The sequence below is a fragment of the Sphingobacterium sp. HJSM2_6 genome (assembly GCF_049316305.1).
Lineage (GTDB): Bacteria > Bacteroidota > Bacteroidia > Sphingobacteriales > Sphingobacteriaceae > Sphingobacterium.
In genome coordinates this window covers 15,034-37,348 of the sequence record NZ_JBMOXB010000021.1, presented here as the reverse complement: position 1 = coordinate 37,348, position 22,315 = coordinate 15,034, and the positions used below count along the sequence as shown (strand labels likewise).

Below are 22,315 nucleotides of genomic sequence, written 5' to 3'. Positions count from 1 at the left end.
AATGGGTAAATTACTTATTCCTATAGATTTCTCTGCATATTCAGATGTAGCTCTAAAATATGCAGCTCAAGTAGCTTTAGATGCTGGACAAGAACTTGAATTAATTCATGTATTCTCAGAACATTCAAACAATTTGATTAATGTCCAAGATGCAGCACCACTTCAAGATCCGCGAATACCTGAAGCACGACAACAAATGGAAAATTGCATAGCATCTTTGCAAGCAGAGTTTCCAAGCCTAAGCATTCAAGGCACATTTAAAGACGGCAACTTGTACGATGAGTTAAAAAATGCCACTAGCTCATCCGCATATGATGCCATCGTCATGGGGACCAAAGGTTCTTCAGGGTTAGAAGCTGTTTTTATTGGTAGTAATACGTACGACACCATTTTAAACACGCAAACCCCTGTATTAGCGGTACCTTTAGAGTCCACAAAATATAAAAAACAAAAAATAGCCTTACTTTGTAACTTCAAAGAAGGAGAAATTAGCGCTTTAAATCAAGCGGTTCCATTATTTAAAACAGACTTTCAGCTCATTTTAGTTCATGTAAATGATAAAGACCGAGCAATAAAAGATATTGATGCAGATTTTAAATTATGGATTCATCGAATTGAAACTGAATTGAATATTTCAGACATTTCTTACATCATTAAACCACAGACTCTTTTTATGGGTAGAAGAGAAAGTGTAGCGCAAGGAATCACGACCGTGTTATTAGACGAGCAAGCAGACATCTTAATTTTAACAAAAAGTAAGAAAAATGTATTTCGTCAATTAACTGAATCGAATGTAATTAAAAAATTAGCATTTAGCATTCAAATCCCAACCTTTTTCGCGAGAGTACTATCGTAAAACAGCTACAGTATTTCTTATTATTTTTGATTTTTTGCCAAAACTTAAAAGTTTTGGCAAAAAATTTGCCTATTCAGTAGCATAGGTTTTAAAAACTATAATATGAAAACAATTTACGTAAAAAAAGCATGCTTGCTTGCTGTTGCTGGATTATTCTCAGCAGCTTCTTTCGCTCAATCCAACCAGTCTTCTGTAGAAGGAACTACCCTCTTAGGGCCTTCATCAGAATATAGAACTTGGTCAATCGGAATAAATGCCGGTGTATTAAATCAATCGAACATTCTAGGATTCAACAGAGATGGTTTTGACAAACTAAACCACAACCTGGGATACAGCGCTTACATTAAAAAGCAGATCTCTCCATCCTTTGGTTTAAAAGCTCAATACCTTGGTGGAAAAGTAGGTGGCGTAAATGAAAATGCGTTAGCAACCCAAATCTCTGAATTTGAGACTAAAACTCCATGGTCTGTAGCTTTATCAGGTGAATTCTTATTAGCAAATACCAATTGGAGATTCTTCAACAGTTTTATTAAACCTTATGCCGCAATTGGTGTTGGTGCTTTAAATTTTGAAACCACCACAACTGATGCTGCCGGAACAAACACTGCTGCTAGTCAAACTAAATTATTTGTTCCTGTAGATGCAGGTTTCAAATTCGCAGTTGCTAAAGGAATCAATATAGATTTAGGTTACCAATTAAATTGGGCGAACCAAGATTTTGATGGTCAAACAGGCACGCCTTATAAAAACGACTTGTTTTCTTATGCACATGCTGGTTTAGAAATCGCTTTAGGAGATGGAAGCAAACCTTATTTAGGAAACAGCAATCCCGTAGCTACCTTGAAAAAAGGGTATGATGAGTTAAAATCTGAACGTGATGCTCTTATTGCTGCAAATGAGCAATTAAAATCTGAAATTTCTGGTATTAATAACGACTTGAAAGATGATGACGCTGATGGTGTCGCTAATAAGTTTGACAAATGCCCGAACACTCCTGCAGGAGTAAAAGTTGACGGAGCTGGCTGTCCATTACCGGAAATAAAACATGAAACTAAAGTTGTTGAGAAAATTGTAGTGACCGAAGAAGATAAAAAAGTAGTGGATGAAGCAATCAAAAATCTAGAATTTGATTTAGGAAAAGCAACTATCAGACCTACTTCACACGAGTCATTAAATCGTGTAGCTGCACTTCTTATTGAGAAAAACTTCAGCTTAAAACTTGCTGGACACACAGACAATACAGGATCTATGCAAACAAATTTAAGGTTATCTAAAGAGCGTGCAGAATCTGTGAAAGCTTATTTAGTATCCAAAGGAGCAAATGCTTCGCGTATTGAAGCAACTGGATATGGTCCAAACCAACCCATTGCGACTAACGCTACAGCAGAAGGTCGTCAACAAAATAGACGTGTTGAATTTACCCTTTATTAGTATTTAAATAACTAAACAACAAAATAAATAACGTTGAAGCTGCTCCGCTCGGGGCAGCTTTTTTATTGTTCCTACATTTTAGAACCAATTCCTTTACCCCTGATTTTCACATCTTGACCTTATTAAGCCTTAGCTGTTTCAGGATAAGTAAAAAGCTTCATTGCGCAACCTGTATGCAACAAGGAAAGCTTGAGCTGTAGAAGGACAATAGTTCATTTACCAGCCGTTCCTCTATCCCCTAACCTATTTACAACCGATGTAGCAGGCTTTAGGGAGCTGATGGAACAAAACCAATTTGCTTAATAAAAAGAAAGGGTCATCTACAATGTAAATGACCCTTTCTTTTTATTAGGAAAAATTATTGTTTTAATTTCTCAGCTTCTCTTTCTTTACGAATCACACTGTGTCTATATCCATATAGAAAATAAACAGCAACGCCAATCGCCATCCAAATTCCTAAACGTTCCCAGCTTACTAATGGCAATCCTGCCATCATCGCCACACATACTAAAATACCTAAAATAGGTATAAGTGGAACAAGTGGTGTTTTAAATGGACGTTCAAGTTCAGGGTTCGTTTTTCTTAATACCAATACACCCACACAAACTAAAGTGAATGCAAATAAGGTACCTATACTTACCATATGTCCTAAATCAGATACAGGAACAAAACCTGCAAAAATACTCACGAAAACCATAAATATTAAATTCGTTTTCCAAGGCGTTTGACGCTTAGATAAATCCGAAAATATTTTAGGTAATAATCCATCCTTACTCATGGAATAAAACACACGGCTTTGACCCAATAACATAACCAAAATAACGGAGGTATAACCAGCGATGATCGTCACAATCATGGCCGTATTTAAAAAATGATATCCGGTTTTCTCAAAAGCGGTAGCTACTGGCTTTGCATCACCTTTAAAATCTGTATACGGTGCTAATCCCGTCATTACATAGGCAAATAACACGTATAAGATGGTACAAATAATTAATGAACCAATGATACCTATTGGCATTCCTTTTTTAGGATTTTTAGCCTCTTGTGCTGCTGTACTAACCGCATCAAAACCAATAAATGCAAAAAATACCACTGCCGCTGCTCTTAAAACACCCGAAATTCCATAATGACCAAAGTAGCCATCTTTAAAGAAATCCAGCATTCCGATTTCCCCCTTCTTCAGCAATTCTTCGCCTTCATTCGTTGGAATAAATGGTGTATGGTAAGAAGGGTTGATAAATTGCCATCCCAATACGATGAACAAAATCACAACACAAACCTTCATGATCACCAAAATATTATTTACTGCAGAAGATTCTTGGGTTCCTCGCATCAACAGCAAAGACAATAGACATACAATAATAATAGCAGGTAAGTTAATAATACCACCTTCCCAAGGTCCAGCTAACAAATCTGGTGGTAGATGAATCCCCATGATAATCATCAATTCATTAAAATATTGAGACCAACTTACCGCTACGGTTGCTCCGGCTAGCGCATATTCCAATACTAAATCCCATCCTATAATCCAGGCCATAAACTCGCCCATCGTAGCATACGAGTACGTATAAGCAGAGCCAGCCACAGGAATCATGGATGCAAACTCAGCATAACAAAGACCCGCAAACGCGCAACCTACAGCTGCAATGATAAAGGATAACATCACCGCAGGACCAGCATGATCGGCCGCAGCTATTCCAGTTAAAGAAAATAAACCTGCGCCAATAATAGCTCCAATACCCAAGGCCACTAAACCTGAACTTGATAATGTTCTCTTTAAGGTACCTTCACCACTTTGTTCAGCTTCTGAAACTAATTTGGTAATTGATTTTTTATACCACATAAAATAGATTAATAAGTAATAGGACCAAACCTACAAAAAAATTAAAAAATTCAAATGAAATTTATCATAATTAAGTCATTATTTTATTCAAACGTACATTTGTTTACCTATAAAACTAATTAAAATAGGTTATAAATTATTTTAAGATTTGATTTATTTTCAAACGCATTTATTTACACTTCTAATCACAAATCCATTTAAAATCCAAAAATCCATTAACTACACTCGACTTTTTTTATAGAAAATCCCATATAGATTAATTAAAAAAATAAGTTTTTAAAATGCGATTGATAGAGCATTCAGCATTAAAATCAAATGATATCGTTCAATAAATGAATAAATTAGTTCTTTTTAGGTAAAAAAATCGAAATAAAAATTATATAAATGTTTGATTTATAGGAATTATCAATAATTGTACTTATCTTTGCACCGCCTTAGGCAATTGTGCCTATTGTATAAATTATTTCATGAACCCATTTTTAGAACTGGGAATCCGTCATGATATTGTTAATGCCATCACTGAGTTAGGTTTTGAAAAACCTTCTCCCATCCAGGAAAAAGCCATTCCTGTATTACTGACTGGTAACGACGATTTTGTCGGATTAGCCCAAACAGGTACAGGGAAGACAGCGGCATTTGGTCTTCCTCTATTAGAACAATTAGATTTTACTGTAAAACAACCTCAAGCATTGGTGCTTTGTCCAACGCGTGAACTTTGTTTGCAAATTGCACGAGATCTAGAAAAATTTGCCAAATTTATTGATAATGTACACGTTGTTGCCGTCTATGGTGGTGCCAACATCAGCGACCAATTAAGACAAATTCGTCGTGGAGTACAAATTGTTGTTGCTACACCAGGACGTATGTTGGACATCATTGGCAGAAATGCTATTGATTTTTCTAAAGTTAAATACGTAGTCCTTGATGAAGCGGACGAAATGTTAAACATGGGTTTCCAAGAAGATATTAACAATATCCTTTCTGAAACTCCTGATTACAAAAAAACATGGTTGTTTTCTGCAACTATGCCTAAAGAAGTGCGTCGTATCGCCCAAAATTACATGACCGATCCAGTTGAACTAACGGTTGGTACTAAAAATACGGGTAATGCGAATATTGAGCACAATTATTACATGATTAAGGCTAAAGACAAATATGCTGCATTCAAGCGTATTGTTGATTATTATCCTGATATCTTTGGTATTGTATTTTGCCGTACCAAAATTGAAACCCAAGAGATTGCTGAAGCATTAATTAAAGATGGCTACAATGCCGATTCTTTACATGGTGACCTTTCTCAACAACAACGTGATAAAGTAATGAAACGTTACCGTGAGCGTAACCTTCAATTATTGATTGCAACGGATGTTGCTGCACGTGGTATTGATGTTAACGACGTAACTCACGTTATTAACTACTCTTTACCAGATGAAACTGAAAACTATACGCACCGTTCTGGTCGTACAGCAAGAGCTGGTAAAACAGGAATTTCTATTTCTTTAATTAACATTAAAGAAATGAGCAAAATCCGTCACATTGAGAAAATTATTGGTAAAGAATTCGTACGCAAACAAGTGCCTCAAGGAACTGAAGTTTGTGAAAAACAATTATTTGCTATTGTTGACAATGTGCACAATGTAGAAGTTCACGAAGATCAAATCAATACATTTCTTCCTCAAATCTTAGAAAGTTTACAAGACTTAACGAAAGAAGAAGTAATCAAACGTTTTGCATCTTTAGAATTCAACAGGTTCTTAAATTATTACAAAAACGCTCCCGATTTAAACATCGATGGCAAAGAAACTAAATTTGATCGTGAAAAAGATGGTTCATCTAGACGAACAAGCTCTAAAGGTTTCACGCGTTTATTTATCAACCTTGGTTCTGTAGATGAATTTAGCCGCGGTGAAATGTTAGGTTTTATCTGTAACAACAGTAAGATCTCTGGCAAATCCATTGGTAAAATTGATTTAAAAGGTGTATTTACATTCTTCGAAGTTCAAGATGAAGAAGTGGAAAAAGTTTTCCAAGGCTTCAAAGAAGTTGAATATAACGGTAGAAGTGTAAGAATTGAAGTTTCTGGAGAAGGCAGATCATCATCCTCATCATCTGATCGTGGTGGTAGACGTCGCTCTTCTGATCGTTCTTCTGATCGTGGTGGTGACCGTAATGGTTCACGCAGCGGATCTGGACGTAAAGAAAGATCCGGAGGCGGATTTAAAGATTTCTCTGGTAAAAGAAGAGAATCTAAAAGCAGATACTAATAAAAAAGCTCCCTTAGGGAGCTTTTTTTATACCTATTGATTTCCTTAAATTTTCAAAACAACCATTCACACAGGCATCTTGTACATCCAACTATGGAAAAATCAAGTAGCCCATGCTCTTGGAAATAAAAGTACTATCGCTGAAAACATATTTAGGTCAATATCTACGTTTCACTTTGTTTTTACGTTCCCTTGCTCAACTTGCTAGCTGTGTTAGGTACAAATTCATTAAGCTCCGCAATTGTATCAAAGACCTAAGCAAGCTTAGTTGCTGTGGACATCCGGTATAGCAATACAATTTGAAACTCAGGCGTATATTTCCTGCGGTAGTTGACAACTCATACCCCCATCAAGTTTCAGATTCATTTTTTTTTCGCAGCACAAAACTTAAGAAAATTAAACCTTCATCATCTTCCTTAATGAATTTCAAAATCCTGCTATCATGCTTGATATTTATAAATACGAAGCAAATAAAACACTAGCTTAACCATGCCCATCAATCGGCAAAATACCTTAGAAAAGAAAAGCCTGATACAGAAAGCGCTAGGTTTGAATAGATTTTATTGAAATCTTTTTTTCAATTCACGTCGTCGAGACCTACGTAAACGAGATTTTTTTATAGGATAATGCCTGTTTTTAGTAATATTATTGAATATTAATGCTACCGATAAAAGTAAAATAGCTCCCGCTAAGACTGGAAATAAGACATAGGAATACCCTAAACTGCTAATTTGTTCGCCACCAGTTACCGCGATTAAGGCCGTTGCTCCTCCAGGTGGGTGCAAACAACGGGCTATTTGCATTCCTACTATAGATAGCGCTACCGCCAATGCAGCAGATAACCATAAGCTATCTGGAAGTAATTTTGCTACTGTCACGCCAATAATTGCCGAAACAACATGACCTAGTAGCAAATTTCGCGGCTGCGCCAATGGACTTTGAATAGCTCCGTACACTAAGACTGCAGAAGCTCCAAAAGAACCGATTAAGAACACAGGTACCACGCCCGAAAATTGCAAGGTACTTAATAATGCAATACTTGCAATCCCGATAAAAGCACCAATAAAGGACCAAAAATGCTCCCGAAAGTCTACTAATGTTTCCTTATAAAAAACATATCGGTAAACTCTTAATTGCCTTTTTATAGCCCTTTTTATTTTTGTCACTACGCGCTTGGCAAATTACGCTGGCGTATTGCTTCATAAATGACAACGGCAGCAGAAACCGAAACATTTAACGATTCAATTTCACCAAACATGGGGATTTTTGCAAGTTTATCAGATATACGAATCAAATCATCCGATACACCTACATCTTCAGCGCCCATGATAATACATGAAGGCATCGCGTAATCTACATCATAAATAGAATCTTGTGTTTTCTCCGTACTGACCACTAATTGAATCCCTGATTCTATTAAATATCTACCTACTTTCCCTAAGGAATCATGACGGCATACTGGGATTTTATACAATGCACCTGCAGACGTTTTAATGGCATCTGGATTAATTTCGGCAGACCCTTTTTTAGGAACGATGATCGCATGCACTCCTGCACATTCAGCAGTACGAGCAATAGCTCCCATATTCCGAACATCGGTGACGCCATCCAACATTAACAACAAAGGCGTTTCTCCCTTTTCGTAAATAGCAGGCAATAATTCTTCAATATTATGATAAGTGATAGGTGATATCACGGCAATAATTCCCTGATGATTCTTCCGGGTAATCCGATTTAACTTCTCAATAGGTACTTGTTGATAGCTGATGTCATATTCTTTGACCATCGCCTTAAATTCCGCAAATAGAGGTCCTGATAATCCACGTTGTACAAATAAGGATTCGATTTCTTTACCACTATCTATTGCTTCCATTACGGCACGAGTACCAAATACCAATTGATTCGATTCTCTAGCTGCTGGCTTATCCCTACGTTGAAATTGTTGCATGTTATTGTTTTGTAAAATAAGATATTATTCTTTCCTAATACATTTGAAAAGAACCACAAAAATAAACAAAGATATTGGATTAGCTGAGACCTAAATCAAAGGTTTTTCGTAAATCGTCTAATAGTGGATTTTTTGCAAGCATAGCTTGATATTTTTCTTGAGAAGTATAAGGTTTACGCTCCTTCGTACTTTCAACCATGACTCCTTGTATATCCAAAGCAAAGTTACTCAGTTCTATACGGAGGTAATTGAGCATATCAATTTTTCCCAATTTCAATTCTTCCATCTGAACGCCATTTTCCACCTCCACTTTGATGGTTGTGCCCTCCAAAATTGGAGCATTTGCAGTCATAATCGTGAATAAGGTAATTTTATGTTCCCGTTTCAATTTATCGGCAAAAGCATTCCATTTACCCAACAGATTATTTAGGTTGATTTCTAAATATTCATTCCCCTCGACTAATTCAATTTCATCTCCGTCCTTAGCCTGTTGGTCATCGAGGATAGTATTTAAGTTAGGAACCGTCAGACTTGATTTAATATTCCCCCAGCCTTTGCTAGCGGGCTTTGGCGATTCTACAGGACTCGTATTCGTTGGAGCAACAGTACTATTGGATACAGGTTTAGAAACTGATGCTTGACTGTTTGCTGTACTTTGCACCGGCACAGTAGCGGAGGCCGCAATTTTTGTGGCTACCGGGGTTTCAAAGCTAGTCGTTGCTGTTGCTGAAACAGGCTTAGCATTCGGGGTATTTACGCTTGATTCAGGGAGTTTTTTTTTTAGATCAGCAATTGCTAATGAACCGTTTTCTGCTAATTGTATCGCATTTGCAATATGGCATATCTTCAACAAGGCGAGTTCGACTTGCAAGCGTTGATTCTTACTTACTCGATAATTTACCTCACATTGATTCGCTATATTCAATGCTGACAGCAATAATCCACTCGATAACTGTTGAGATTGTTCTAAATACCTCTTTTTAACATTTTCACTCGTTTCTAGCAATTTGAGAGTCGCTGGATCTTTAACAACCAATAGGTTTCGTAAATGGCTAGAAAGCCCAGCAATAAAATGCCCAGCGTCAAAACCCTTATTTAAGATCTGATCAAAAATAACCAAAGAAGCTGCTGCATCTTGTTGATATAAAGCATCTGCCAGTTGGAAATAATAATCATAATCTAAAATATTCAGATTATCAATGACTGACTGATAGGTTAAATTCTTATTGGAAAAACTGACAATTTGATCAAACATGGATAAAGCATCCCGCAAACCTCCATCAGCCTTTTGAGCAATTACATGCAAGCCATCCAGCTCAAAAGCAATAGCTTCTTTTAAAGCTATTGAACTCAAATGATTGGCCATATCCTCTACCTTGATTCGATTAAAATCAAAAATTTGACACCTTGATAAAATCGTTGGTAGGATTTTATGTTTTTCAGTAGTCGCAAGAATAAAAATGGCATACGATGGTGGTTCTTCTAGCGTCTTTAAAAACGCGTTGAATGCTGCTTGAGACAACATATGAACCTCATCAATAATATATATTTTATATTTCCCAGTTTGCGGAGGTATACGAACTTGTTCGATTAATGAACGAATATCCTCTACAGAATTATTAGATGCGGCATCTAATTCATGAATACTGAAAGAATTTCCATTTTGAAATGACTTACAACTTTCGCAAGTCCCACAAGCCTCTATATCCTCAGAAATTTGCTCGCAATTGATGGTTTTAGCTAGGATACGAGCACAGGTTGTTTTACCAACTCCTCGGGGTCCACAGAACAGAAATGCCTGTGCTAATTGATGATGTTGTATGGCGTTTTTTAAGGTCCCTGTAATATGTTGCTGCCCAACGACAGAATCGAACGTGGCTGGTCTATATTTTCGTGCAGAAACAATAAAATTATCCATACACGAAGGTAATCATTTAAATAATTTGCCACAAATCTATTCCGCTATTCTCAGGTAATTTTTACGATAGAAATTTAGGATTTTAATGGACAAAAATTAGGGCTTTGAACACTATTAAAAAAAAAGGGAGATACCAAGGTATCTCCCCATTAACATCGCTTAAATGACTATTTATGCTTCTTTAATTTCAGCACTCGTAATTTTCCAAAGGATAGCACCAACTATAGCACCTATAATTGGAGCAACAAAAAACAACCAAACTTGCGACAAAGCTTGACCCCCAGCAAAAAGCGCCGGACCTAAACTACGTGCAGGATTTACCGAGGTACCGGTAATAGGAATAGCGACCATATGAATAAGTACCAAGGTAAAACCTATGGCTAAGCCTGCCATATTTCCATTTCCTATTTTTGAGGTTGTCCCTAAAATAACAAATAAGAAGATGGCTGTTAAGATCGTTTCGGTAATAAATGACGATACCATATCGTATTCATTCTGATACCCTGCTCCCCAACCATTAGACCCATACGCCCACTCTCCTGCGGTGAACCCATTCACTTGGCCCATTAAAATCGTCTTTAATACAAATGCACCCAAAATACCACCGATAATTTGAGCTACAATGTATATGATTGCATCTTTAAATGAAATTTTACCTGCTACCAAAACCCCAATTGTTACTGCGGGATTGATATGACATCCAGAAATACCTCCAATCGCATAAGCGAATACCACTACTGATAAACCAAAGGCAAGAGAAATTCCCAACAAACCTAAACCAGAGGTTTGCGCTAAAGTGTCTCCTCCTGCTACTGCAGCTGCCCCACAACCGAATAATACTAAACCAAATGTTCCAATCAGTTCAGCAATAAATTTTGATGAGATTTTAGTTTCCATAATTTATATATTTAGTTAAAGTTAACAATAATCACTCCGATTTTCCTAATAAATATTATTATTCAGTAGCACTTAAACTACAGGTAAAAAAAAAGGCCGATATCACATCGACCTCAAATTGTTTTACCTAATAACCTTTATTCACCAAACAATTTATTGAAACAAATTACTTAGTTCAAAAGTAGGCGTGTTTTTTAAAGTAATCGTTAAGAATAAATTAAAAAATGAATATTATTTCTATCTAGCTTTGACACTCGCCATCATACGCATGACCTCATCAACAGTCGTACGCGCAGCTTCTAACATTTTTGGATTTCCATTATAATCTGGATCCATGATGACTGTTTTAGATTTTTCTTTATAGGTAAAAGTCAATTTGTACCTTGGAACACGTTTTCCATTTTGACGCTCGGAATCAGGAAGGGTCATATCATTATCGACATTCCAAAATCCCAATTCTTGCGCTTTGCGGTGTAAGTACAGCAAATCATCATCACGTAACCTCAAGGTGTCATGAATCAATTCTCCTTCTTTGGTTAAATAAGAATAGGCTTTTGTTTTCGAATCGTAATGATTCAACATAGAATCTGGAAATCCATAAGACACTTCGATGGATTCAAAATCTGAAAATCGGTAAGGTGCATTCTTAACCATTGCCGAATAATAATACACACAATAGATTAAAAATGGAACAATAATACAAAGACCTAAAAAAATTCTTTTTGTTTTTTCTGACATAGCTGAATTACAAATTTTGCACAAAAATAAGGATTTAAAAACAACTTTTGTCCCCAAATTTGTTTTATAAACCTATTTACATTGAGATTACAATTAATCTAGAAAGCTGCAGAAATACTGTAAAAATAGATTAGCTTTTTGGAGTACCGCAACGGGTCAAATATTTTGCATACCAGCTATCATTCAAGTTGGAGATAATCACCCCTTTCCGAGTGGATACATGTACAAACTTACCATTATGGAGGTAAATACCCACATGATCTATCGATCGACCAGCAAATGAAAAAAACACCAAATCACCTTCCTTAAGTTCATGATCATATTTTCTTTTCAGATTTTCGGCCATATCTCTGGAGGTTCTAGCCAAATTTTTTCCATAAACCTTATCATACAACATACTCACAAATCCGGAACAATCCACCCCTTTTTTATCCAAACCACCTAAACGGTGCGGTGTACCCATCCATTCATCTATCAGATAATATAGGTCTTTATTGTCCAAATCTTTACTTTTCACCCCCAACAAGGAGGCATAGTTTTCCAAGCGATTTCCATCGAATGTTTTTTCTCTTGCATCACTAGCATCTGTCAATGGGGCATCAGAACGCGATGTTACAGTACCTGGCGAAACCAGGGTCGTTGATTTTTTCTTAACCCCACAGGAATACAAAAACAGCGTACCTGCAAATATTAAAAGGATATGTCTAATGAGTTTTTCCATCAATCAAACAAAGATATCGGCAGACGATAGAAAATACAAACCGTAGTTATCCACAATTGTGATTTAAAAAATGAAGAATAAAAAACAATAAACTTAAATTCATTTAATTTTCATATGATTCAAAATAATCCGCGGATTGTCAAGAACGAAAATATTTCCGGTATTCCAGGAACATTTCTTTTATTTTGCAGTTCATGAAAAAGAAACAAGGGGCAATCGCTGTCTTCATCGGTGCAGCAAGTTTTGGAATCCTTTCCACATTTGTAAAACTTGCTTACGAAAAAGGATTTACATTAGCTGAAGTGACGGGTATACAAGCTGCCTTAGGCGCATTTATTTTATGGGTATTATGGCTAATCGTCAAGATCAGGAAGGCAAATAAGCAAGCCATTTTAAATAACACAAGCAAAACTCCCACTTGGAAAGTCATTGCAAGCGGATCATGTACCGGACTCGTCAGTATTTTATATTATAAAAGTGTAGAATTAGTCCCCGCATCTATGGCCATTGTCTTATTAATGCAATATATATGGATCGGGCAACTGCTCGAATTAATGGTATTTAAAATCAAACCTAGCATCTCTCAAATCGTATTGATCATCTGCATATTGGGTGGAACCATTCTTGCTACAGGATTGATGGAAGATCCCATTGATTCATTTTCTTTGGAAGGGATTATTTATGGTTTATTAGCAGCTACAGCATATGCTATTTTTATTATTCTTAGTGGACGCATTGGAAATGATTACCCTGTCTTACATAAAAGTGCCTTGATGATTACGGGGGCATTGCTATTAATCATTTTAATTTTACAACCCTTCTCCCTGTTTCAAGCAGAAACCCTCCTAAATATTCAAGTATATGGACTTATTTTGGCTGTTTTTGGAACTGTGATACCCCCTCTTTTATTCGCCTACGGAATGCCAAAGACGGGATATTCTTTAGGAGCTGTTTTAACTGCCGTCGAACTTCCAATAGCGGTATGCATGTCCTACTTTGTATTAAACGAGTCCGTCAGTTGGCTTAAATGGCTTGGTGTTTTATTTATACTAGCTTGTATTGTTTGGAAAAATATGTTTAATAAACCCAACTCATTGACTGCCTAAAGCGAATTGCACGCAATCTGCATTTATTTACTGTATGAACACTTTATGCGCTGAAGGTATATGGAATACCTGATTCTTTGCAAGTCCTCTTAAAAAATGTTTATCAGGCTTTGGAACTAAAGCCCATGGTTACGTATTTTATCCCATGCTCCTTCGTCACTAAGACGGATATTGTTCGGATAAATCAAACCCTGATCCGATTCATCTCCAAAGAAGATCCGAAGAAGATGCGGCTAAAACAAGCATGGAAGGTTAAGTCATATAAAACTTCCTTGCTTTAAAAAGCCAAGGAAGTTAAACGCAAAATTTTGAATATTTTTTATTAAAATCTGACTCTAGGCAATTTAGTGAGCCAGAACTTCTGGTAGTTCTTCGACATCTACATCGCCTTGTTCACTGATAGACAAGAGTTTAACAGGTATTACTTCATTCACTAATAATGGATCATATAAGGTACGAACTTTCACATAGTTCTTTGTAAATCCATGCATATAGCCATCTTTTTCATCACCTTCAAACAAGACATCGCCTGTACTTTGCAATTGAGATTCGTAAAATGATCTTCGTTTTTTATCGGAAAGAATATGTAACATTTTGCTTCGATCACTGCGTTGAGCACCAGGAACAGCGCCTTCCATTTGGGAGGCTATTGTATTTTCTCGCTCTGAATAGGTAAATACATGTAAATAAGAAATATCTAGTTCATTTAAGAAATTGTAAGTATCGATAAAATCTTCACGAGTCTCGCCTGGAAATCCTACAATAACATCCACCCCAATACAACAATTAGGCATTAGCGATTTAATTTTATTGACCCTTTCGGCATACAATTCGCGCTTATATCGACGCCTCATCTGCGCCAAGACTTTATTATTTCCGGATTGCAATGGCATATGAAAATGAGGCACAAAACGTTTCGATTGCGCAACAAATTCAATGATTTCATTGGTTAATAAATTAGGTTCTATGCTGGATATTCGAATACGGTCTATCCCTTCCACCTCATCCAACGCTTTTACTAAATCGACGAAACGATCTTGTCTTTTACCATCACGAACACCATAATCACCAATATTTACTCCTGTAAGCACTATTTCCTTCACCCCCGAGCGAACAATCTCTTTGGCTTGCTGTACAATGGATTCAATACTTCCAGAACGACTAGCCCCTCGAGCTAATGGAATGGTACAGAAGGTACAGGAATAGTCACAGCCATCTTGAACTTTAAGAAAGGTACGTGTACGATCGCCAATGGAAAATGCAGACACAAACTGATGGGTCTCATCTATAGGTGCATTATGAACGACCGCTTTGGCATTCTTGGTTAGGTCATTGATGTGTTCAAGGATATTAAATTTCTCTGCAGCTCCCAAAACCATATCCACCCCAGGGATTTCTGATATTTCTTTTGGCTTAAGCTGTGCATAGCATCCTACAATAGTAATGTAGGCATTGGGAGAATGCTTTAAAGCCTCCTTCACGACCTTTCTACACTTGCGGTCAGCATGTTCAGTCACTGAACAAGTATTAATAACATACACGTCCGCAGGACTGTTGAAAGGGGTCGTTTCATACCCTCCATCTTTGAAAATACGACCTATGGATGATGTTTCTGAAAAATTCAGCTTACACCCCAATGTATAGAAAGCAACTTTTTTTACCATGATATTTTGCAAAAATAAGCAAAAAGACTTAAAATGTGAGTTGTTGAAAAATTGTGATATTTTCATGATTTAAAAAAAGGTATCTTCGTAGCTATATTTTTTAGAATGTAAACTATGAAACAGTATTTAGATCTCCTAAATCAAGTGTACACAACAGGTGTGGAAAAAACTGATAGAACTGGAACTGGAACCAAAAGTGTATTTGGGTATCAAATGCGTTTTAATCTGAAGGACGGTTTTCCCTTGGTTACTACTAAAAAATTACACATCAGGTCGATTATCCACGAATTAATTTGGTTTCTGAAAGGAGAAACTAATATTCAATATTTGAAAGAAAATGGCGTAAGCATTTGGGACGAATGGGCGGATGAAAATGGAAACTTAGGTCCGGTTTATGGTTCTCAATGGAGGTCATGGCCCAAGCCTGAAGGTGGAACCATTGACCAGATAAAGCAAGTAATTCAACAATTGAAAAATAGTCCTGATTCAAGAAGGATCATTGTTTCTGCATGGAATGTTGCCGAAATTGAGCATATGGCTTTGCCTCCTTGTCATGCATTCTTTCAATTTTATGTTGCACCTGCGCAACCTGAAAAAGGAATTTTAAAACCGCAGCTTTCTTGTCAATTATACCAACGTAGTGCGGATATATTTTTAGGAGTTCCCTTTAATATTGCTTCCTACGCTTTGTTAACTATGATGGTGGCTCAGGTATGCGATATGGAAGCCGCTGAATTTGTGCATACCCTTGGCGATGCCCATATCTATAGCAATCATTTTGAACAAACGGAATTGCAATTAAGTCGGGATCCAAAACCATTACCGACCATGAAAATCAATGCAGAAATAAACGATATTTTCGACTTTAAGTTTGAAGATTTTGAATTGTTAAATTACGAAAGTCATCCACATATCAAAGCGCCTGTAGCTGTTTAATTTTGCCGACGAATATTTATATGACATATCCAACACTTACCCTTATTGTAGCTGCAGCTGAAAATAACGCCATTGGAAAAGGAAACCAAATGCCATGGCATCTTCCAAATGACTTTAAATACTTTAAATCCACCACGATGGATCATTCCATTGTAATGGGGAGAAAAACATTTGAATCCATTGGAAAACCTTTACCAGGGAGAAGAAATATCATCATAAGCAGGCAGCATACCTATTTACCTGAAGATGTCGATGTGGCCAACAGTTTGCAAGATGTCTTTTCTTATTGCCGAGATGAGCAAGAGGTTTTCATCATTGGTGGTGCTCAAATTTACCAGCAAGCATTACCCTTAGCCAATAAAGTTTTATTGACTCGGGTACATACTCAAATTTTAGAGGCCGATGCCTTTTTCCCCGTATTAAATGAGGAAGAATGGCAATTGGAAAGTAGTGAGCCTCAACATCAAGATGAAAAACATCCATTTGATTATACATTCGAAGTATACACAAGAAAATAGGGAGGTCAAATGGACTTCCCTTTTATATGTTAAAACAGTTAAGCATGAGTAAAAGTCGCATTCTATATCAGTTATCTTTCATCGAGCCACATGCACATTACGTGGAAGTGAACCTACAACTTCAAGGATTTGAAGAAGAAATTATAGATTTGAAAATGCCGGTTTGGACACCAGGATCCTACCTCATCCGGGAATTTTCAAAAAACCTAGAACAATTTGAAGCAGTAGATCAGGACGGATTGCCTTTGCGGATTGAAAAATCCAAAAAAAATGGTTGGCGAGTATATTCCAATAAGCGTGAGGTATCAATTTCCTATCGCTTATATGGTTTTGAGAAATCTGTACGCACGAATTTTATTGATGAGTCCCATGCCTTTATCAGTCCGGCAGGAACTTTTCTTTACTTGGACGATTACCTCGATCATGCCATAGAAGTGCAAATTACCTTACCTGCCATTTGGACTAAAATTTCTTCGGGTTTATCTTTATTAAATAGAGCCGACAACTCCTATTTGGCAACAAATTTTGATATCCTTTTCGATTCCCCAATAGAAATCGGCAATCAGGATACTTGGACTTTTGAAGCCGCTGGAATACGCCATGAATTTGCGATGGTAGGCTCCGCAAATTATGATAAACAGCGGTTGACAGACGATATCACTAAAATAGTGGAAGAGGAAACAAAAATTTGGGGTTCCAACCCAAATGATTATTACTTATTCATTACCCATAATTATCAAAGTGCTCATGGCGGACTTGAACATTTGAATTCAACAGTACTACAAGCATCCCGTTCCGGATATCAAAGTAATCAAGGATACCAAAGCTTCCTAAGTCTTGTTGCCCATGAATACTTTCATTTATGGCATGTCAAACGTCTGCGTCCAAAAAACCTAGGGCCATTTAATTATGAAGCAGAAAATTACACCGCTTTACTCTGGATCTTCGAAGGTTTTACCGCGTATTATGACAATTTGATCACAAGAAGGTGTGGCTTTCGAAATGAACAAGAATACCTCAATGAATTAGTAGTCGAGTTTAACTTGGTATTGAACCGCGCAGGCCGAAAAGTACAATCTGTTGGATTATCTAGTTTTGATGCATGGATTAAGCAGTACCGTCCAGATGAAAATTCACCAAATTCCAGCATCTCTTACTACAATAAAGGGGCTATGCTTGCTTGTGTGATCGACTTACACATCATTGCTCAATCGGCCGGAAAACACCGCTTAGACGATGTAATGAAAGCTGCATATGAACAATTTTACCTGATTGAAAATCGCGGAATTGAAGAACAAGAGTTTTTAGCTTTAGCAGAACAAGTAACCCAAGTTTCATTACAGCCTATTTTTAATGCGGCATACGAAACTGAAGAATTGGATTACAACAGCTATTTCAATCGAGTTGGGTATCAATTTATAGATCAGAATCAAGCCAATCAAACAGCAAGTTTAGGTATTAAAGTAAGTCATCAAGACGCTAAAACGATCATCAAAAATATAGACCGAAATTCTTCGGCATGGACCGCTGGATTAAATGTAGATGATGAAATTATTGCGGTAAACAATAACCGATTGGATAATCAAGGGCGGGAAATGGATCAAGCTCTGGCTTATGGCCAAGTAGGCGATGTATTGCAAATATTAATAGCTCGAGATGGATTAATCAAGGAAATTCCAGTGACATTAATGGCTAGTGATAAGGTATCGTATTTAATCAACCGATTAGAATCTGCCACAGAAGAGCAGCGTAGGTTAGGGAATATCTGGTTGTCTATTGGATAAGCTTTAACAACATTTAACAAAAAAGTCCCTATTTGAATAGGGACTTTTTTGGGTTTTAGAATGTATATCTTACCGAGAAGCCCAGGCCATCAACAAAGTTGAATCCTGAACTTTGAATAATATCAAAATAAGGTTTTGCATCAAGAGAAATCGCAATAGGTGCACTCGGAATTTTATATTCTATCCCTACAATACCATCGATACTGATACTTGTCTGCGAATATTTATCAAAGCGATTTCCATTTGCATCGGTATGTGCCTTTCCAGTATAAGAACCTACAGATCCACCAAAGCCATAAAACCAAGATAAATCATCGATCAAAGGTTTATGGTATTGGTATAAACCAACCAACCGAAAACGGCTGTAGTTTGAGTTACTTTGAATACTCAGAATACCTTCCACTGCTCTTTCTGGGGATAACGTATAGCGATATGTGATACCTGTAGCTGAACCAAATCGTGCTCCAATAGCATGTTGTGTAGGTAATTGGGCAGAAGCTGAAAAATTAGAAATAATTACAGTAATAGCAATAAGCAATGTCAGTTTTAAAATTTTATTCATCGTATTTAATGTTCGTTTAAATTCATACCAAATGTAACCATAAATTTTTAAACGGTAAAAACTGTCAAACGGTATGTTTTAGGTTAAAATATTATTCTGCAAGCATAGTTTATGATTTAAAAATTTTATATTAGTCATACCTAATGTATTTATGAACCCGCATTAAGTTTTATAAGAGGAGAGATACTCATGAACAATTTTGTAAAATTATACGACCTTTTAGAACATTACCAACAACATTTCGCTAAAGATATCATGTTAGCTGGTCGGGCAAACAATAGTTGGAAGACCTATTCCACCGATGAATTTATAAAAATTGTTGATCAACTAAGTAGAGGATTTCTAGCGAAAGGCTTGCAAAAAGGAGATCGAGTGGCCATCATGTCGGGAAATAGACCCGAATGGAATATGATTGATTTTGCTTGTAACCAAATAGGTATAGCTGTGGTCCCCCTCTATCCTACTTTATCAAATCAAGATCTTATTTATATCATGCATGATGCGGAGGTTAAACTATTGTTCACAAGCAATGAAGAACTGGCGCAAAAAGCAGATATGGCTTTAAAAGAAAACAACCTAAGCCTAGATCTTTACACTTTTGATGAAATAGCTGGTCGATCTTCTTTTCATGAACTTACGCAACTAGCAAATGCGCAATCCATCGATTTAAAACCATACCGAGATGCGGTAAAATCAGCGGATTTACTTACCTTGATTTATACATCTGGTACTACAGGGAAACCCAAGGGGGTTTTTTTAACGCATTTAAATATCATTAGTAATGTGAGTGCCTGTAACCATTTGGTCACCTCAGAATTTAAAAAAGCACTTAGTTTCCTACCCTTATGCCATATATTCGAACGTATGGTGGTTTACTTGTATTTATCTAAGGGCGTTCAAATTTATTATGCGGAAAACTTAGACAATATCGTACAAGATATTAATGAGGTAAAACCCGATTTGTTTACTACAGTTCCACGAGTTTTAGAAAAAGTATACGATAAAGTTGTAGAAAAAGGTAAAAATTTAACAGGAATTAAAAAAACCTTGTTTTTTTGGGCCTTAAATTTAGGACTGAAGTATCAGGAGCCAAATGTGAATTCTGCTTGGTATAATTTTCAATTAGGCATCGCTAGGAAATTGATCTTTTCGAAATGGAAAGAGGCTTTAGGAGGGAATATTAAATTAATTATTTCTGGTGGTGCTGCCTTACAAGAACGTTTAGCCCGTGTATTTTGGGCTGCAGATATTAAAGTTTTGGAAGGCTATGGACTCACAGAAACGTCTCCAGTTATTGCCGTGAATTCATGGAAAGTGGAGGATGTCAAATTTGGAACTGTGGGTCGCGTACTGAATAATTTGGATGTTAAAATTGCTCCTGATGGTGAAATTTTAGTGAAAGGCCCCAGTATCACAATCGGGTATTATAAAAACGATGAAGCAACCAAAGAGGCTATCGATGCAGAAGGTTATTTTCATACTGGAGATATTGGTGAATTAACTTCGGATGGGTTTTTGCGCATTACCGATCGGAAAAAGGAAATGTTTAAGACAGCAGGTGGTAAATATGTAGCTCCGCAAGTTCTAGAAAATAAACTCATGGAATCTACGTTAATCGCGCAAGTTATGGTTATAGGGGAAAACCAACGGTTCCCGGCAGCCCTAATTGTTCCTGCTTATGAAGAATTGGAAAAATATTGTCAACATAAAGGTATTCCATATGGATCCAAAGAAGAAGCTATTCAGCAAGAGGAAGTATTAGCTAAATACGATCAAATAATCTCACAAGCAAATAGTAACTTTGGTCAATGGGAGAAAATTAAAAAATTCAGATTACTTGCTAACGACTGGACCATTAATGCGGGAGAATTGACGCCTAAATTAAGCTTGAAACGTAAAGTCATTTATCAAAAAAATGAGCATATAATCCAAGGAATATATACGGAATAACAGGTATGATTGATAGTATTTGGGGAAAAATAAAAGATTTTTGGAAATTGCTAATGAATGCTGGCGCTGCATTCGCGGAAGATAATTGCATGAAATTAAGTGCATCTTTAGCTTATTACACTATATTTTCTATTGGTCCTCTATTATTGATTTTAACATGGACGCTTGGATTTTTCTATGGTAATGCCTTAGATGGAAGTGAGGGAGCTCGAGAGCAAGTCATCGATGAACTCAACCAACTCTTTGGAAAAGACATCGCTTCGTTATTGGAATCAACCATCCATAATTTATCCTTAGATAGTAAATCTTCCAATATCGGGATTATCGTCGGTGGTGCCACCTTAATGTTTACGTCTACCACCATTTTTGTGGATATTCAGAATTCTATTAATTCTATTTGGAAAGTGAAGCCTAAACCAAAAAAAGGCTGGTTAAAATTGATCGTCAATCGATTAATTTCTTTCTCCATGATTTTAGGCTTGGTCTTTTTATTATTGGCGTCTCTTATCATTTCCAGTTTGATTGGTATTATGACCGATTATTTCAATCGATTTATGGCTAATTGGGATATTAACCTCATTGATTGGATTAATAGTTCCATTACCTTTTTGGTAATTAGTACCTTATTTGGGATTATATACGCCTTCCTTCCCGATGCGAAAGTTCGATTTAAAGACATCTTAGGGGGAGCCATATTCACATCTTTATTGTTTATGCTAGGTAAGTTTTTGATTTCCTTATACCTATCTCAAAATATTACCGCAAGCTCCTATGGTGCCGCAGGATCCATCATAATCTTGCTGGCTTGGGTGTATTACTCTTCAGCCATTCTTTATTTTGGCGCTGAATTTACCAAGGAATATGCGGTTAAATATGGCAAAGGTATTCAACCCTCCTCCTTTGCGGTATTAGTTAAACAAACGGAATTGGAAATTGATCCGGAAACTGGGATAAGGGAAGTCGTTAAAAAACATAACGACCCTGTTCAATAAAGATAGTTAAACTCAACTGCCTTTTCAAAACAGCTGTTTATCGATCAGCCATAGAAAATTATCGGATTCTAATGCGATGTTACTTATACAAGCTAGTTTTTCAGTTGGATTACCTACGCCTACATAAACGTACTATTCCAGCTTATCTGCAAGAATATACGCTAAAGTTTTGTATGGAAATAGGGAA

Annotated in this window: 18 protein-coding genes; 9 read left to right on the top strand and 9 right to left on the bottom strand. The window is 36.6% G+C overall.

All coding sequences use genetic code 11. The annotated features are described in order from the left end of the window. The first annotated feature begins 1 nt into the window (after position 1). Together ACFRAE_RS16285 and ACFRAE_RS16280 are read left to right on the top strand one after the other, a co-directional pair. Positions 2–856, top strand: a complete 855-nt coding sequence (locus tag ACFRAE_RS16285; RefSeq protein ID WP_422798236.1) for a universal stress protein — start codon at positions 2–4, stop codon at positions 854–856. Between the two features lie 102 nt (positions 857–958). Further along, a complete protein-coding gene (locus ACFRAE_RS16280) occupies positions 959–2,287 on the top strand; it encodes an OmpA family protein (RefSeq protein ID WP_422798235.1) in 1,329 nt (442 codons plus the stop codon). Between the two features lie 358 nt (positions 2,288–2,645). On the opposite strand, the gene ACFRAE_RS16275 is transcribed toward ACFRAE_RS16280, so the two are convergent. Continuing rightward, the gene (locus ACFRAE_RS16275) at positions 2,646–4,130 is read right to left on the bottom strand and encodes an amino acid permease (protein ID WP_422798234.1); all 1,485 of its coding nucleotides are present in this window, start codon (positions 4,128–4,130) and stop codon (positions 2,646–2,648) included. A 467-nt stretch (positions 4,131–4,597) separates the two neighbouring features. Here ACFRAE_RS16275 and ACFRAE_RS16270 point away from each other — a divergent pair, with 467 nt between their 5' ends. Then, the gene (locus tag ACFRAE_RS16270) at positions 4,598–6,394 is read left to right on the top strand and encodes a DEAD/DEAH box helicase (RefSeq protein ID WP_422798233.1); all 1,797 of its coding nucleotides are present in this window, start codon (positions 4,598–4,600) and stop codon (positions 6,392–6,394) included. Between the two features lie 560 nt (positions 6,395–6,954). On the opposite strand, the gene ACFRAE_RS16265 is transcribed toward ACFRAE_RS16270, so the two are convergent. From ACFRAE_RS16265 to ACFRAE_RS16240, 6 genes are all read right to left on the bottom strand, one after another. Continuing rightward, on the bottom strand, positions 6,955–7,560 hold the full coding sequence (locus ACFRAE_RS16265) for an HPP family protein (protein ID WP_422798232.1): 606 nt from the start codon (positions 7,558–7,560) through the stop codon (positions 6,955–6,957). Then, positions 7,560–8,342, bottom strand: a complete 783-nt coding sequence (rlmB, locus tag ACFRAE_RS16260) for a 23S rRNA (guanosine(2251)-2'-O)-methyltransferase RlmB (protein ID WP_422798231.1) — start codon at positions 8,340–8,342, stop codon at positions 7,560–7,562. The genes ACFRAE_RS16265 and rlmB overlap by 1 nt, the downstream gene beginning before the upstream one ends. 79 nt (positions 8,343–8,421) lie before the next feature. Beyond that, on the bottom strand, positions 8,422–10,260 hold the full coding sequence (locus tag ACFRAE_RS16255) for a DNA polymerase III subunit gamma/tau (RefSeq protein WP_422798230.1): 1,839 nt from the start codon (positions 10,258–10,260) through the stop codon (positions 8,422–8,424). 171 nt (positions 10,261–10,431) lie between these two features. Continuing rightward, the gene (locus ACFRAE_RS16250; protein ID WP_422798229.1) at positions 10,432–11,157 is read right to left on the bottom strand and encodes an MIP family channel protein; all 726 of its coding nucleotides are present in this window, start codon (positions 11,155–11,157) and stop codon (positions 10,432–10,434) included. 237 nt (positions 11,158–11,394) lie between these two features. Beyond that, positions 11,395–11,895 carry a hypothetical protein gene (locus ACFRAE_RS16245; RefSeq protein WP_422798228.1) on the bottom strand — a complete coding sequence of 167 codons (501 nt, stop codon included), beginning with the start codon at positions 11,893–11,895 and terminating at the stop codon, positions 11,395–11,397. 130 nt (positions 11,896–12,025) lie between these two features. Further along, complete coding sequence (locus tag ACFRAE_RS16240) at positions 12,026–12,616, bottom strand: C40 family peptidase (RefSeq protein ID WP_422798227.1); 591 nt, start codon at positions 12,614–12,616, stop codon at positions 12,026–12,028. Between the two features lie 194 nt (positions 12,617–12,810). On the opposite strand from ACFRAE_RS16240, the gene ACFRAE_RS16235 reads away from it, so the two are divergent. Next, positions 12,811–13,722: an EamA family transporter gene (locus tag ACFRAE_RS16235; RefSeq protein ID WP_422798226.1), complete on the top strand. Its 912-nt coding sequence runs from the start codon at positions 12,811–12,813 to the stop codon at positions 13,720–13,722. 344 nt (positions 13,723–14,066) lie between these two features. On the opposite strand, the gene mtaB is transcribed toward ACFRAE_RS16235, so the two are convergent. Continuing rightward, the gene (gene mtaB / locus ACFRAE_RS16230) at positions 14,067–15,386 is read right to left on the bottom strand and encodes a tRNA (N(6)-L-threonylcarbamoyladenosine(37)-C(2))-methylthiotransferase MtaB (protein WP_422798256.1); all 1,320 of its coding nucleotides are present in this window, start codon (positions 15,384–15,386) and stop codon (positions 14,067–14,069) included. A 114-nt stretch (positions 15,387–15,500) separates the two neighbouring features. On the opposite strand from mtaB, the gene ACFRAE_RS16225 reads away from it, so the two are divergent. The 3 genes from ACFRAE_RS16225 to ACFRAE_RS16215 are packed head-to-tail and all read left to right on the top strand — an operon-like array spanning position 15,501 to position 18,624. Continuing rightward, positions 15,501–16,322 (top strand): thymidylate synthase, encoded by an 822-nt coding sequence (locus ACFRAE_RS16225; protein ID WP_422798225.1) that lies wholly within the window; start codon positions 15,501–15,503, stop codon positions 16,320–16,322. 20 nt (positions 16,323–16,342) lie between these two features. Further along, entirely contained in the window at positions 16,343–16,840 is a 498-nt protein-coding gene (locus tag ACFRAE_RS16220) for a dihydrofolate reductase (protein ID WP_422798224.1), read from the top strand. A gap of 44 nt (positions 16,841–16,884) precedes the next feature. Beyond that, positions 16,885–18,624, top strand: a complete 1,740-nt coding sequence (locus ACFRAE_RS16215) for a M61 family metallopeptidase (protein ID WP_422798223.1) — start codon at positions 16,885–16,887, stop codon at positions 18,622–18,624. A 55-nt stretch (positions 18,625–18,679) separates the two neighbouring features. On the opposite strand, the gene ACFRAE_RS16210 is transcribed toward ACFRAE_RS16215, so the two are convergent. Next, positions 18,680–19,186 carry a hypothetical protein gene (locus tag ACFRAE_RS16210; protein ID WP_422798222.1) on the bottom strand — a complete coding sequence of 169 codons (507 nt, stop codon included), beginning with the start codon at positions 19,184–19,186 and terminating at the stop codon, positions 18,680–18,682. Between the two features lie 189 nt (positions 19,187–19,375). On the opposite strand from ACFRAE_RS16210, the gene ACFRAE_RS16205 reads away from it, so the two are divergent. Together ACFRAE_RS16205 and ACFRAE_RS16200 are read left to right on the top strand one after the other, a co-directional pair. After that, positions 19,376–21,136 carry an AMP-dependent synthetase/ligase gene (locus ACFRAE_RS16205; RefSeq protein ID WP_422798221.1) on the top strand — a complete coding sequence of 587 codons (1,761 nt, stop codon included), beginning with the start codon at positions 19,376–19,378 and terminating at the stop codon, positions 21,134–21,136. 5 nt (positions 21,137–21,141) lie between these two features. Then, entirely contained in the window at positions 21,142–22,128 is a 987-nt protein-coding gene (locus tag ACFRAE_RS16200) for a YihY/virulence factor BrkB family protein (protein WP_422798220.1), read from the top strand. Positions 22,129–22,315 lie beyond the last annotated feature (187 nt).